Annotated in this window: 8 protein-coding genes; 5 read left to right on the top strand and 3 right to left on the bottom strand. The window is 72.4% G+C overall.

The genetic code is table 11. The features are described 5' to 3' along the window. Positions 1-177 precede the first annotated feature (177 nt). Positions 178-1,647: an SDR family oxidoreductase gene (locus AHOG_RS17235; RefSeq protein ID WP_245856277.1), complete on the top strand. Its 1,470-nt coding sequence runs from the start codon at positions 178-180 to the stop codon at positions 1,645-1,647. A gap of 433 nt (positions 1,648-2,080) precedes the next feature. On the opposite strand, the gene secA2 is transcribed toward AHOG_RS17235, so the two are convergent. Beyond that, positions 2,081-4,510, bottom strand: a complete 2,430-nt coding sequence (secA2, locus tag AHOG_RS17230; protein ID WP_245856276.1) for an accessory Sec system translocase SecA2 — start codon at positions 4,508-4,510, stop codon at positions 2,081-2,083. A 783-nt stretch (positions 4,511-5,293) separates the two neighbouring features. On the opposite strand from secA2, the gene AHOG_RS17225 reads away from it, so the two are divergent. Then, entirely contained in the window at positions 5,294-6,229 is a 936-nt protein-coding gene (locus AHOG_RS17225) for a proteasome assembly chaperone family protein (protein WP_093942276.1), read from the top strand. A 96-nt stretch (positions 6,230-6,325) separates the two neighbouring features. Here the strand turns inward: AHOG_RS17225 and AHOG_RS17220 are convergent, their stop codons facing one another. Further along, on the bottom strand, positions 6,326-7,354 hold the full coding sequence (locus tag AHOG_RS17220; RefSeq protein ID WP_157736872.1) for a helix-turn-helix transcriptional regulator: 1,029 nt from the start codon (positions 7,352-7,354) through the stop codon (positions 6,326-6,328). 1,693 nt (positions 7,355-9,047) lie between these two features. Here AHOG_RS17220 and AHOG_RS17210 point away from each other — a divergent pair. Genes AHOG_RS17210 through AHOG_RS17200 form a run of 3 tightly spaced genes read left to right on the top strand, consistent with a single transcriptional unit; the run spans position 9,048 to position 11,875 of the window. After that, positions 9,048-10,088 (top strand): FecCD family ABC transporter permease, encoded by a 1,041-nt coding sequence (locus AHOG_RS17210; RefSeq protein ID WP_093944540.1) that lies wholly within the window; start codon positions 9,048-9,050, stop codon positions 10,086-10,088. Next, positions 10,089-10,880 (top strand): ABC transporter ATP-binding protein, encoded by a 792-nt coding sequence (locus tag AHOG_RS17205; protein WP_093942273.1) that lies wholly within the window; start codon positions 10,089-10,091, stop codon positions 10,878-10,880. Next, a complete protein-coding gene (locus tag AHOG_RS17200) occupies positions 10,877-11,875 on the top strand; it encodes an ABC transporter substrate-binding protein (RefSeq protein ID WP_093942272.1) in 999 nt (332 codons plus the stop codon). The genes AHOG_RS17205 and AHOG_RS17200 overlap by 4 nt, the downstream gene beginning before the upstream one ends. Before the next feature lie 155 nt (positions 11,876-12,030). On the opposite strand, the gene AHOG_RS17195 is transcribed toward AHOG_RS17200, so the two are convergent. Next, positions 12,031-13,917, bottom strand: coding sequence for a serine/threonine-protein kinase (locus AHOG_RS17195; RefSeq protein ID WP_093942271.1), 1,887 nt, complete (start codon positions 13,915-13,917; stop codon positions 12,031-12,033). Between the last annotated feature and the right edge of the window lie 39 nt (positions 13,918-13,956).

Here is a 13,956-nt window from a genome sequence, read left to right as displayed (position 1 = left end):
GGACTCGCCGCGCCGTCCCACGGATCGACAATGGAGTTTGCATAGCCTATCTCTTCAGTCTTGATTGAATATGATGGCATGTGCGCGACCCGCGCCGCGCCGGACTCGACACCGCACCGGACGACCCGACACCGGCTCACACGCTGCGGCGCCTCGGACCGGACGCGAGAATGGGCTGTGCGAATCCTCGTGACGGGTGCGACCGGATACATCGGCGGCCGGATGGTGCCCGCGCTGCTGGACGCGGGGCATCGGATCCGCTGCCTCGTGCGGCAGCCCGCCAAGCTGCGAGACGTCCCCTGGGCGTCGGCCGTGGAGGTCGTGCAGGGCGACCTGACGGCGGAGGGGGACGTGCGCGCGGCCGTCCAGGGATGCGACGCGCTCTACTACCTGGTCCACTCCCTGCAGTCGCGCGGCTTCGCCGCCAGGGACCGCCGAGCCGCGCTGCTCACCGCGCAGGCGGCGCGCGAGGCCGGCCTGCGTCGGATCGTCTACCTGGGCGGGCTGCACCCCGCATCGACAGAGCTGTCGGAGCATCTCTCCTCGCGGGCCGAGGTGGGGGAGATCCTGCTGCGCTCCGGGGTGCCGACCGCTGTTCTGCAGGCCGCCGTGATCATCGGCTCCGGCTCCGCGAGCTTCGAGATGCTGCGCTACCTCACGGAGCGGCTGCCGGTCATGGTCACTCCGAAGTGGGTGCACAACCGAGTGCAGCCGATCGCGATCAGCGACGTTCTGCACTATCTGGTGGGCTGCGCGAGCCTGCCCGCCGAGATCAGCCGGACCTTCGACATCGGCGGGCCCGACGTCCTCACCTATCGGGAGATGATGCGCCGCTACGCGGAGGTGGGGGGCCTGCGCCCCCGCCTGGTCGTGCCGGTGCCGCTGCTCACTCCTCGGCTGTCCTCGCTCTGGGTCAACCTGGTCACCCCCGTGCCGAGGAGCCTGGCCACACCGCTGGTCGAGTCGCTCGTGCACGAGGTCGTCTGCGCCGAGGACGACATCCGGCGGGTCGTCGGCGACCCGACCGACGGGCTTCGGGACTACCGGTGCTCGGTGTCGCTCGCCCTGGCCAGGGTGCGCGCGGCCGATGTCGAGACCCGCTGGTCCGGCGCCTCGCCGCCGGGGGCGCCCTCGGACCCGCTGCCCTCGGACCCGTCCTGGTCGGGCGGCTCGGTCTTCCAGGATCGACGGAGCCGGGACACCGACGCGCCCATCGAGGCGGTGTGGCGGGTGGTAGAGGGCATCGGCGGAGAACGGGGCTGGTACTCCTTCCCACTGGCGTGGGCCGTTCGAGGCTGGGCCGACCGGCTCGTCGGCGGCGTCGGGCTGCGGCGCGGTCGGCGCGATCCGGCCCGGCTGCACGTCGGTGACGCGCTGGACTGGTGGCGCGTCGAGGAGATCGAACGCGGCACCCTGCTGCGGCTGCGGGCGGAGATGCGGGTGCCCGGCCGGGCATGGCTGGAGATGCGAGTCGAACCCCGCGGCGCGGGCACCCGGTATCGGCAGCGGGCCGTGTTCCTGCCGCACGGCCTCGCCGGGCATCTCTACTGGTGGCTGGTGTGGCCGTTCCACGGCGTGGTCTTCGGCGGCATGGTGCGCAACATCGTTCGTGCCGCCGAACGCTCGACTCGTCGACCGGCCGGGTGACGAAGCGTCGGGCGTCGGGCGTCGGGCGTCGGGCGTCGGCTTCTGGCTCGGCCCCCTGCCGCCGGCCCGGCGAACAGCCGAGCCGGCGACGCCGTGCGTCCGCCATACCGGCCGGCGTCCTTCACCCCGATCCGATCGGGCGGCACTCGCCTCGGGCACCGCCTCGCCGGCGGGTTCTCTTGCGGCTGCGGCGTGATCGGGCATCATCCTGGTCCCGAGCCGAGCCGAGCCGAGCCGAGCCGAGCCGAGCCGAGCCGAGCCGAGCCGAGCCGAGCCGAGCCGAGCCGAGCCGAGCGCGATGGCAGCCGACGGCCGTGGCGCGAGACCGGAGCCTCGCCGTCGGTATCGAGCCTGCGGGCCGGCATCGGGCGCGGCCCCGTGGTCGCTCAGAGCTGGGCAGGGGACCGCCTCGTCGGCAGGCTGGGGCGTCGGTTCAGTCCGTCTTCTTCCGGCGCGGTGTCTTGGTCGTCTCTCCGCCGATCATGGCCCGCAGGCCGCGCACGGCCCGGTCCGCCTCGGTGCCGAAGGGATTGTCGTTGATCAGGTAGGTCCAGGTGGCGCTGGGCCTGCGCAGCCCCTCGCCCTCCAGGTCGACCCCGTCGGCGGTGATCTCGGCGGTGGCGAAGGTGTCGGCGGCCTTGTCCGCCGCCTCGGTGAGGATCTCGCGGAACGCCGGGATCGCGGCGCGGTGGAACTCGTCGAGCGGGTTCTCCCTGGCCAACGACCGGAGGTGGATGCTCTCCCGCAGGTCGGCCAGGTAGGCCAGGTGGTCGGCCCACCGGTCGTCGAGGTGGTAGAGCGCGATCAGCCGGGCCGCCTGCTCGACCGCCTCCTCGCCGACCTCCTCGACGAGGTCGGCGTGCCGCTCGGGGTGCCGTTCGGCGGCCTCGCGACTCGCCAGGTCGGTGCGCAGCAGTTCGTCGCGCCGCTCGCTCACCAGACCGCGCTGGTGGGAGACCAGGCTCGTGTAACGCCAGGTGTTGCGATGTATCTCCAGGCTGACGCCCTCGGCGACGCGCTGGGCGTGGTCGAAGACCTGCTGGGCGTCGCGGCCCGTGAGCCTTCCATCCTCGTCGGCGGCGAGTCGGTCGGCGGCCTCCGGAGCGTGCTGGGTGATCAGCTCGTCCTCGGCGCTGGCGAAGAACACGGAGTCGCCGGGGTCGCCCTGCCTGCCCGCGCGGCCGCGGAGCTGTTGGTCGAGTCGCCTGCTCGGGTGGCGTGCGGTGCCCACCACGCAGAGCCCGCCCAGTTCGACGATCCGGTCGCGACCCTCGCCCGTGTGCCCGCCCAGCTTGATGTCGGTGCCCCGACCCGCCATCTGCGTCGACACGGTGACCCGCTCGTGGGCGCCCGCGTCGGCGATGATGGCGGCCTCCTCGGCGTCGTTCTTGGCGTTGAGGACCACACAGGGCACCTCGGCCTCGGCCAGCAGCTCGGCGAGACGCTCGGACTCGGCGACGTCCTGGGTGCCGACGAGCACCGGCCTGCCCTCGGCGTGCCGGGCGGCGATCTCCGCGACGATCGCCGCCTCCTTGGCCTGCCGGGTCTGGAACAGCTGGTCGGGCCGGTCGACGCGGACGCAGGGCTCGTTCGGCGGGATCACCGCGATGGACGCCTGGTAGAACTCGTAGAGCTGTTCGGCGGCGGGCATCGCGGTGCCGGTCATGCCGCACAGCGTCGGATAGCGGCCGATCAACGCCTGGACGGTGATCTCGTCCAGCACGTCGCCGCTCTCGCTGACGGCGAGCCCCTCCTTGGCCTCGACCGCCGCCTGGAGGCCGTCGGGCCAGCGTTGGAGCAGCGCGACGCGGCCTCGCGAGGCGTTGATGAGCTGGACCCGACCGTCTCGGACGATGTAGTCCACGTCGCGGTGCAGCAGCGCGTGGGCATGCAGGGCGATGTTGACCCTGGTCAGGGTGCTGCCGACGTGTTCCTCGGAGTACAGATCGACGCCGCCGAGGGCCCGTTCGACCTCGGCCGTGCCCGCGTCGGTGAGGAAGACGTTGCGCTCGTCCTGGTCCACCTCGTAATGCCTGCCGAGCCGGAGCCTGCGCACCACCTTGGTCATCTCCTGGTCGGCGACGCCCGCCCCTCGGGCTCCGGCCAGCACCAGCGGCACCTTGGCCTCGTCCACCAGCACCGAGTCGGCCTCGTCGACGACGACGACATCCGGTGTGGGGACGACGATCTGCTCGGCGTCGGTGGCGAGTCGGTCGCGCAGCACGTCGAAGCCCAGTTCGCTCACGGCCGCGTAGGTGATGTCGGCCGCGTAGGCCGCGCGGCGTTCCTCGGAGGTGGAGCCTTCGTTGACCCAGCCCACCGTCACTCCGAGGAGGCGGAAGGCGGGCGCCATCCACTCGGCGTCGCGGCGGGCGAGATAGTCGTTCACCGACAGCACGTGCACCCGGCGGCCCTGGAGGGCGTAGCCCGCGGCGGCCAGCGCACCGGAGAGGGTCTTGCCCTCGCCGGTCGACATCTCCACCACGTGTCCGGAGAGCAGTGCCAGGGTGCCTACGAGCTGCACGTCGAAGGGCCGCAGACCCAGGCCGCGCTCGGCGGCCTCGCGTCCGACAGCGCAGAACTCGGCGGCCTGGGCGTCGGTGAACCGGGGGTGCGTCGGCCCGCCCTTGCGCCTCCTGCCGCCCTTGGCTTGACCGGCCTCCTGCTCCTCGGCCGTCGCGCGGACCGCGGCACGCAGGCGGTCGGCTGCCTCGGTGAGCCTGGTGTCGGACCAGTCCGCGACGGCGTCGGCGTCGGCGCCCGCCGCCGCGACGATGCGCCGGAACGGCTTGAGATCCACCGATCCGTGCCGTTGGAACAGCCGTCTCAGGCGGTCGCGCAGCCCGTCGACGAATCCGGTCACGTGAGGTCCTCTCCTGGCGTGGGCATCGCGGCGCGCGGCGTCCGCGGCTGCCGGCCCGTCGGGTCCCCGGCCCGCTGTGGGTGGTCTCGACCGGCGGATCGGCCTGCGGGGCGCGGGGGACACGAGGACCGCGGCACCGGGGCGGTGGAGCCCGGCGAGGGCGCGTGCGCCTTGGATGTCGCGGCGCAGGCGTCTGCTGCGTCGATCGGCCTCGGACGCCCGCGTGGCCGCGTCGCGGCACGTGTCGCCGCGTCGACGCGTGATGACAGCATCCGCCCGCCCGTCCTGTGGTCGATCTCCTCGGTTCTCCCTTATTTCTACCCGGCTCGTCGGCGGTCTCGGCGGGCGAGCCCGCGCGTGGATGGAGTGGGCGAGCCCGCGCGTGGATGGAGCGGGCGAGCCCGCGCGGAGACGGAACGGGCGAGCCCGCGCGGAGATGTCGGAGATGTCGTGGGGGAGCCCGGATGAGGATGCGGCGAGCCCACGTGACGGCGTCGGCGCGGGCAGGCCGTGATGAGACCGCTCCGACGCGCCCGCGTCGACCCGCTCTCGACCGGCGCCCGCGAGGCGGCGCGGGGGGCGACGCGTCGGCGGGCGATGGCAGGATCGATCGTGAGGGTCGTCCCGCCGAGGGCGCCGGGACGCCCGGGACGGCACTCGTCGAGACTGTTGCGACGATCTCACGCGGGTCGTCGAATTGGTCCGCGGATGCGGGATGGAACCGAGGTCGTGCCGCGTTGCACCTGAGCGACGACAGGCAGGCCGAACGGCTGGAGGTTACAGGTGGTGCTCGATCCACGGGATCTGTACGAGGTGGACTCCGACGTCCCCGACCTGAACGGTGCGGTTCTCCTGCATCACTTCGAGGGGTTCATGGACGCCGGTTCGGCGGGCAGGCTGCTGGCCGAGCACCTCGCCGAGGGCGGTGAGGGCCGCATCGTCGCCCGGTTCGACGTCGACGGTCTGATCGACTACCGGTCGCGGCGTCCCACGATGACCTACGCGGTCGACCACTGGGCGGCCTACGACAAGCCGGAGCTGGTCGTCTGGCAGCTCTTCGACGAGGAGGGAACGCCGTTCCTCCTGCTGACCGGGCCGGAGCCCGACCGGCACTGGGAGCTGTTCATCGCCGCCGTGCGCAGTCTGATGGACCGGTGGGGCGTGCGGCTCGCCGTCGGCTTCCACGGCATCCCGATGGGCGTGCCGCACACCCGGCCGCTCGGGGTGGTGGCGCACGCCACGCGGACCGAGCTGCTGGACGAGTGGACCGCAGGCGGCCACCCGGCGTTGGGGGATCGGTTCCAGGTGCCCGGCAGCGTGGCGGCCCTGCTGGAGCTGCGGCTGGGCGAGGCCGGGTTGGACGCCATGGGCTTCGCGGCGCACGTGCCGCACTACCTCGCTCAGTCCAGCTACCCCACGGCGGCCGTGACGTTGCTGGAGTCGGTGAGTCGAGCCGCGGGCCTGTCGCTGTCCTCGGCGGAGCTGACGGCCGCGGCGGAGCGGGTGAACGTCGAGATCGACCGGCAGGTGGTGGAGTCCGCCGAGGTCTCGGACGTGGTGCGTGCTCTGGAACGCCAGTACGACGCCTTCGCGCTGGCGCCGGGCAAGCGCAGCCTGTTGGTCGAGGAGGGCGAGGCGCTGCCGACGGCCGAGGAGATCGGCTCCGAGTTCGAGCGCTTCCTCGCCGAGCAGGGGCCGACGAATCAGTCCGAGCAGTGAGTCGCGCGGCCCGAGCGCGGAGGGCGGGGGCGGCTCCCTCTCGGGCTGCATCCGTCGCAGGTCACGGACCGGCGTGACGGTGCGGGCCGCCGCGGCTCAGCCTCGGTCGCTCGAGGCGGGCTGATCGAGCCGAGGCCCGTCGAGGGTGAGCAGCGCGACCAGTTCGCCCCTGCTGTGCACGCCGACCTTGACGAAGATCGACTTCAGGTGGTCCTGCACGGTGGCCTGCGCCAGGGACAGCGCCTTGGCGATCTCTCTGGTACTGCCGCCCCGCAGCACCTCGGCGGCGACGAGCCGTTCGCGGCGGGTCAGGCCGTGGGAGCTCAACACCACGGGCATGATCTCGGTCGGTGTCGGCGTCGAGGCGGTCACCACGACCTGTGACAGGCCGACGCCGTGGAGGACCGAGCCACGCAGGATGATCCACTGGCCTGCGCGCGTCTGTACCCGCATCGTCGCCGGGATGCCGCTCGGGTCGGCTTCGGCGTGCCGGGCCAACCGGGAGATGACCAGGAACACGGCGGGCACGGCCAGTACGTCGAACACGGAGTCGGCCAGTTCGAGCAGCAGTGCATGCCCCGGCTGGTCGGCGGCGACCAGCTCGTCGTTCGGTCCGAGGACGATCACGGCGGGCACCGGGGCGGCGGTGGCGGGTCGGGTCTCCGGGCGGTAGCTGCGGCGCAGTGCACCCGTGATCAGCCGGTTCGCCTGACCGGCGAAGCGCAGTTCCTCGGTGGAGTACGGGCCGCGTCCCTTCTCCCGCATCAGGGCAGCGAACCCCCAGGTCCCTTCGCCGAGATCGAAGCGCAGCCGCAGCTCGTCGCCGAACCCGTACACGGACAGGTGTTCGCGCATGCGGATGCTGCGTTCCGGATGTCCCTCCGTGACCTGGCTGAGGGCGGCGACCAGGCTGCCCTGCGCGTTCATCTGCCGGATCGTGGCGATGTCGCCGCCGCCGAACTCCAGGTCCATCGCGGGCCCCATGCCGCGCGGATCGAGGGTGGTGCTGACCATCGAGGTCGGCAGACCGGTCACCGGATCGGTGTGATGCCAGCAGACGGCCTCGAATCCCATCACCGAGGGAAGCAGGTCGTCCAGCTCGGCGAACAGCTCTCTGGAGCTCATGCCCGCCTTCGCGAGGTCCCGAAGATCCCCGAGGGCCTGCCGTTCGCGCTGTCGACGATTCACCACCGATGCGGTTCCCGTTCTCGTGTGCCGCTCTGGCGACGTGTCGTCCGGTCCGCGGGCTCGTTCCCGGGTTCCCGGTGGACGGACGTGGTCCGAGCCGGAGGATCGGGGCGGGGCGCCCGGTACGACGACGGCCACCGTGATCAACACGACGATACTGCGCGCATTCGGCCGGTGGCACGCCGTACCCCCAGAATTCTGGGATACCGCCTGTCCTCAGGGCCCGACATCATGAGATCGGGCACGAGATCCACTCCCGGGCCCGTAGGCGACGGAGACGAGCACCCTGCCGTGGCGACCGAAGGGGGATTCGGGTCGCGGTGGCGACGCGGCAGGGCATCGTCTCCGGTTCGCCGGTCCGGGGTGGCTTGCGGCCGTGATCGGACCCGGCCGGCTTGGGGGCGGCCGGGCCCGCTCGCCGTGGTCGGACCGGTGGCCGGGGCGGCGGATGTGGGAGGGCCGTCGGGACAGGGGTGCGACGGCCCGGCCGCCACGCCGTGACCCGGATTCGCCCCTTCTTCAGAGGGCGTGGACGCGCGTGCCGCGGCGTGTGGTCGCGGCCGGCGACCCGCCGTCGCGCAGGCGACGGCCGGACGGGACCGCGTGACGGCGGCCGACGACGAGACGTTCGGGACGCCGACGAGACGGTTTCGCCGTCGGCGTCGGAGACGCGGGCCCCGTCCGACCGGCCCCGCCCGATGTCCGGGATCGGTCCCCGCGGTCGGCGCGGGCGGGTCTGCTGCTCCGTCTCATCCGACGGCCTGTCGACGGTCTTCTCGGGTACCCGGCCGCGGGGACCGTCGCCGAGGCCGTCGGCTGCTGTGCCGATCGGCACCCCGCCCGCCTCGCTGTGCAGGGCGGGCCGGGCACGGTGGCCGGTCGGCCCGTGGCGGCGATGCTCGGCATGCCCTGCCTCTCGATCTCGCCGTGCCGTGCGAGCGGGCGACGCGCATCGCCGGCGCGGGCTCCGGCGAACCGGCGCGCGGTGCGGGCGGCGTCGACGGCGACGTCGGCGATCTTCCGTCGGCTTTCGTGGCCGTTCACGCGGCGAGGTGGGACGGGGCCGCCGCGATCCCCGAGGCGGCGTCCCCGGGCGAGCGGGATGTCGATGAGATCGACTCATGCACGATCATGCATTCCTATTGACAATGATTTCCATTCGGTGTGAGGCTGAGTCGCGACAGCTCATTCCCAGCAGGCCGGATCGGCCCGCCGGTCGCACGGCCGCGGACACCGCCGACGTGACCGGAGCCGACGACACAGACAGCAGGGCGGGACTGCATCGCGGCCGTGATCACCCGAAGCCGCCCGCATGTCGGCGTGCATGACTCGGAGGTAGGACCATGCCGGTCGCCGACTCTCGGCGGCGGAACACGCCTCGGGCGGACCTCGCCCACCTGCCGGCGGACCGCAGCGACGAGGCGGGCCGGTGACCCCACCCGGTTCGCCCTCCCGACCTGAGCCCGCGGTCACCAGAGTCGATCCGGCGACCGTCGAGGCGACGCCGATCGAGGCACGACAGGACCCGGCCGACCGGTCCGAGTCGACGCCCGGCGGAGTCGAACCGGGCGGCCGTTCGACCTCGACGAAGGCGACGTCCACGGCACAGGCCGCTCGCCGCGGAGGTCACCTGCGCGGTCGCCGGGGACTCGTGCTCACCGCCGTCGCCCTCGCGCTGGCCATCGCGGTGTCGGTGGTCGTCGCGATCAGCCTCGGCCCGACCACGGTGCCGCTGGGCGACACCCTGCGCTTCCTCGGCGCGGCCCTCACCGGCGGGACGATCGACGCCGTCGACGTCTCGCAGTACACGATCATCTGGGAGGTCCGCACCCCGAGGGTGCTGCTGGCGGTGGTGGTGGGCGCGGGGCTGAGCGTGATCGGCGTCGCCGTGCAGGCGATGGTGCGCAACGCCCTGGCCGACCCGTTCGTGCTGGGAATCTCCTCCGGCGCCTCGGTGGGAGCCAGCGCGGTGGTGGTGTTCGGCGCCTTCGCCGCCCTGGGCGTCTACGCGCTGTCGGCGGCGGCCTTCCTCAGCGCGCTGGTCGCCTCGGCGCTGGTCTACGCCGCCGCACACAGCAAGGCCGGTCTGAGCCCGCTGCGACTCGTGCTCACCGGGGTCGTGCTCGCCTACGGATTCCAGGCGATCATGACGGTGATGATCTTCCTCTCGCCGAACGGCGAGGCGGCGAGGACCGTGCTGTTCTGGCTGCTCGGCAGCCTCGGCGCGGCGACCTGGACGTCGTTGCCGGTGGCGACCGCGGCCGTCCTGATCGCCCTCGTCGTGCTCCAGCGCCGCAGCCGGTCGCTCGACGTGATGGCGATGGGGGACGAGACCGCGGGCAGCCTCGGGGTGGACAGCGCGGCGTTACGCCGGGGACTGTTCCTGCTCACCGCCGTCGTGACCGGAGCGATCGTCGCGGTCAGCGGTGCGATCGGCTTCGTCGGACTGGTGATGCCGCACCTGGTCCGGCTGCTGTTCGGCTCGAGCCACGCCAAGGTCCTGATCATCACGCCGTTGGCGGGGGCGTTGTTCCTCGTCTGGGTCGACCTGGTCTCCCGGACGCTCGTGGCGCCCCGCGAACTGCCGCTGGGCGTGATCACCGCCCTGGTCGGGGTCCCGGTGTTCATCACGTTGATGCGTCGGCGCGGCTACGTGTTCGGAGGTCGGTGAATGCGGCTCACCCTGGACGCCGTCTCGGTCGAGATCGCCGGACGGACCCTCGTACGCGAACTGCGCCTCGCCGTCGAGAACGAGGAGATCGTCGGGCTCATCGGCCCCAACGGCAGCGGGAAGTCCACCGCGCTGCGCTGTGTGTACCGGGCGTTGCGGCCCACCGCGGGCGCCGTGCTGCTCGACGACGTCGACCTCGCGAAGCTGACTCTGCGGCAGAGCGCCCGTTCGGTGGCCGCCCTGACCCAGGAGGCGAGCACCGACCTGGACTTCACCGTCCGGGAGGTCGTCGCCCTCGGCCGGGCCCCACACCTGCGAGACGATCAGGCGCTCGACGCGCGCGAGGAGGAGTTGTGCGCGGCGGTGATGCGCCGCGCCGACGTCGCGCACCTGGCCGATCGCAGCATCCTCACGTTGTCCGGCGGCGAGCGGCAGCGGGTGTACATCGCCAGGGCCCTCGCCCAGGAGCCGCAGGTCCTCGTGCTCGACGAGCCGACCAACCATCTCGACGTCCGACACCAGATCGAGCTGCTGTCCTTCCTGCGCACCGCCGGCCTGACCGTCCTGATCGCGCTGCACGACATGAACCTGGCCGCCGCGGCCTGCGATCGGATCGGTGTGCTCTCCGGCGGCGAGCTGGTCGCCGTCGGGAAGCCCGGAGAGGTGCTCACCCCGGAGTTGATGCACGACGTGTTCGGGGTGGCGGCGACCGTCGTCAGCCATCCCGTCACCGGAACACCGCAGCTCCTCTACGAGCTGACCGAACACCATCCGGAAGGAACCAGGACATGACCCTGCGCCTCCCACGCCGAGTGTGGCCGATGCTGGCCGTCGGCGTGCTCGCCGTGAGCGCCTGCGGGGCCGAGGTGGCACCGCAGGCCGTCGACGACGCCGACCTCGTCACCATCGAGAACTGCGGGCGCGAGACCACCTATCCGCGCCCGGAGCGTCCCGTCGTCTACGAGGGCGGCGGCGCCGAGAAGCTGTTCGTGCTCGGCGTGACCGACGAGATCCGGGGGTGGATCGCCACCCCCACCAACGACCCGGCGATCGAGCGTTCCCCGTACCGGGAGCAGTTCGAGCAGATCGAACGGCTGAGCAACGACCTGTTGAACCGGGAGATCGTGGTCGATGCCGGCGCGGACTGGGTGTTCGCCGGCTGGAACTCCGGTTTCAGCGAAGAACGCGGGATCACCCCGCAGTTGCTGGACGACCTCGGGATCGACAGCTACATGCACACCGAGAGCTGCTACAACTACGGCGACGGCGCGGTGGACGTCACGCCCCTGGAGGGTCTCTACATCGACCTCACCGATCTCGGTGAGATCTTCGGCGTCCAGGACCGGGCTGCCGAGGTCGTCGCGGAGCTGCGCGACCGGGTCGCCGCCGTGGAGGAGGACCACCCCGAGGGCGAGCCCGCCGAGGTGTTCGTCTACGACTCCGGGACCGACCAGCCGTTCACCGCCGCGGCACACGCCCCGCCGAACGACATCATCTCCGTGGCGGGTGGCCGCAACATCCTGGCCGACCTGGACGAGCGGTGGACGTCGATCGGCTGGGAGGCCGTGATCGAGGCGCAGCCCGAGGTGATCGTCATCATCGACTACGGTGATCTGCCCGCCGAGGACAAGATCGATTTCCTGCGGTCGCACCCCGCGCTGGAATCGGTGCCCGCCGTGCGCGACGAGCACTTCTACGTCCTGGACTACGGCGAGGCGATCAGCGGCCCGCGCATCGTGGACGGGGCGGAGAAGTTCGCCGACTATCTGCGCTCCATCGGGTACTGAACCACCGGTGCGGCCGGCGGTTCCGACGTCGTCGGCCGCCACATGAGTGAGACCCCTGGCGCCGACGGTTCGCAGCATGCTGTGACCGTCGTCGGCTCCAGGGGGCCTTGTCGTCGGTTCCAGTGTCCGGCGGGCCGCCCGCGTGGCGGGCTCGATCAGACCGTGACGCGCCGGGGCTCGGGCTTGCGCCGGGTGCGGAATCGGTCGGCGGCACGCAACGCCCAGCTGCCGCCGACGCACCCCCCGACGAGGGAGAGCACATTGATCGTGAGGCCGTCGACGACGACGATGCCGAGCCAGCCGTAGCGGGCGCAGAGCATGCCGACGAGGAAACCGGCGAACGCGCCGACCAGCCAGACCAGGAACATCAGTGTGCCTCGTCGAGCCTGGGGGACCGCGAACGTCCCGAGGACGACCGAGACGGCGGCGCTGCCGATGGTCAGTCCCGCCACACAGCCGACGGCGATGACGATCTCGAGGTCCGGCATGCCCGTGTCGACGGTGATGACGTCGATGGGCAGCCCGTCACGTTCGGTCAGTCTGCCCAGGACGAAGCCGCCGACCGGCATCCCGAGGAGCAGACACCGGCGCAGGAGCGCGGTGCGCCCTTCGACGGCCCGTCCGCCGACCGCGCTGATCAGCGTGCAGACGAGCACACCGACGGCGGCGCCCGCGAGCAGCCCGAAGCCGCCGGGGCTGTCCACGATCCACTCCACGGGGCCCAGGACCCGGCGGAGTCGCGAGTCGACGGAGCCCTCGTCGAGGAGACGGGTGTCGACGGCGAAGTTCGCGGCGTACACCCCGGCGACGATCCCGGCCAGCGTCAGGATCAGCAGGCCCGCCGTCGTGCGGACCTGACGGAGTGCGGGGCTGTTCACTCCGGTGCGCAGTCGCCCTCGGCCGCTCGTCAGCGCGCGGCGGGCCCGGCCGCGCAGTGCCTTCCACCGGCTCGCGCGCGGCGGCAGCGCCGGGGCGGCCGCCCGCTGTTCCGCCGCCGAATGCTCGGGGCCGCCGTCCGCCCGTCCGCTGTCGTCGGCGTCCCAGTCGTCGAGTCGCCGAACCTGTAGTCGCGTGCGCGGCGGCGCGGCTCGGGCGGCGTCGGCCTGCGCCGAGGCGGCCGCGGGCTCCGGGTGCGCCCGCGGTCCCTCCGACTGCTCCACCAGCCGCTCGACCTCCGCCCGCTGGGCCCTGGTCAGCGCGTGCACCTCGTCGGGCCAGGGTCGGGCATACGGTGCGATCCGGCCGATCATCTCGACCAGCCGCGCCGCGTCGGGTCGGGCGGCCGGGTCCTTCGCCAGGCACGCGGCGACGATCGTCCGAATGCTCGCGGGCACGGCGTCGAGATCGGGTTCGGTGTGCACGACGTCGTACAAGACCTGGAAGTCGGACGCTCCCGCGAACAGGCTCGTCCCGGTCCCCGCCGTCACCAGCACCGCACCGAGGGAGAACACGTCGCTGGCCGGGGTGATCGCCCCGGCCAACGCCTGCTCCGGCGACATGAACTCAGGCGATCCGACGACGAGTCCGGTGCGGGTCAGCTCCCGCCCGTCCCTGCGGTCCAGCGCGCGGGCGATCCCGAAGTCGATCAGCCTCGGCCCCTCGTCGGCGAGCAGGATGTTGGAGGGCTTGAGGTCTCGATGCACCAGGCCCGCCTGGTGGATGCGCACCAGCGCGGCGGCCAGACCGGCCGCCAGCCGCGGCAGGGACTCCTCCGGGAGCCTGCCGGTGGCCTCGACCGCCTCCCGGAGCGAGGGACCGAAGACGAACTCGGAGGCCAGCCACGGCGTCGCCGCCCGTGCGTCGGCGTCGACCACCGTCGCGGTGTAGACCCCGGGCACCGCACGGGTGGCGCGGATCTCGCGCTCGAAACGGGCGCGGAAGCCGTCCTCCTCGACGAGATGGGAGTGCACCTGTTTGACGGCGACCAGCCGTCCGTCCGGGCCGCCGCCCAGCAGCACTCGGCCCATTCCGCCTCGCCCCAGCTCGGCGAGCAGCCGACAGCCGCCGACCTCGCGTGGTTCGGACGCCCCCAGCGGTCGCATGACCACCCACCCCCGGCAGGTCTGAGCAGGCCCGAACGA

This window comes from Actinoalloteichus hoggarensis (assembly GCF_002234535.1).
GTDB lineage: Bacteria > Actinomycetota > Actinomycetes > Mycobacteriales > Pseudonocardiaceae > Actinoalloteichus_A > Actinoalloteichus_A hoggarensis.
Note: the sequence above shows the minus strand (reverse complement) of the source record. Positions and strands in the feature narration are given on the sequence as shown.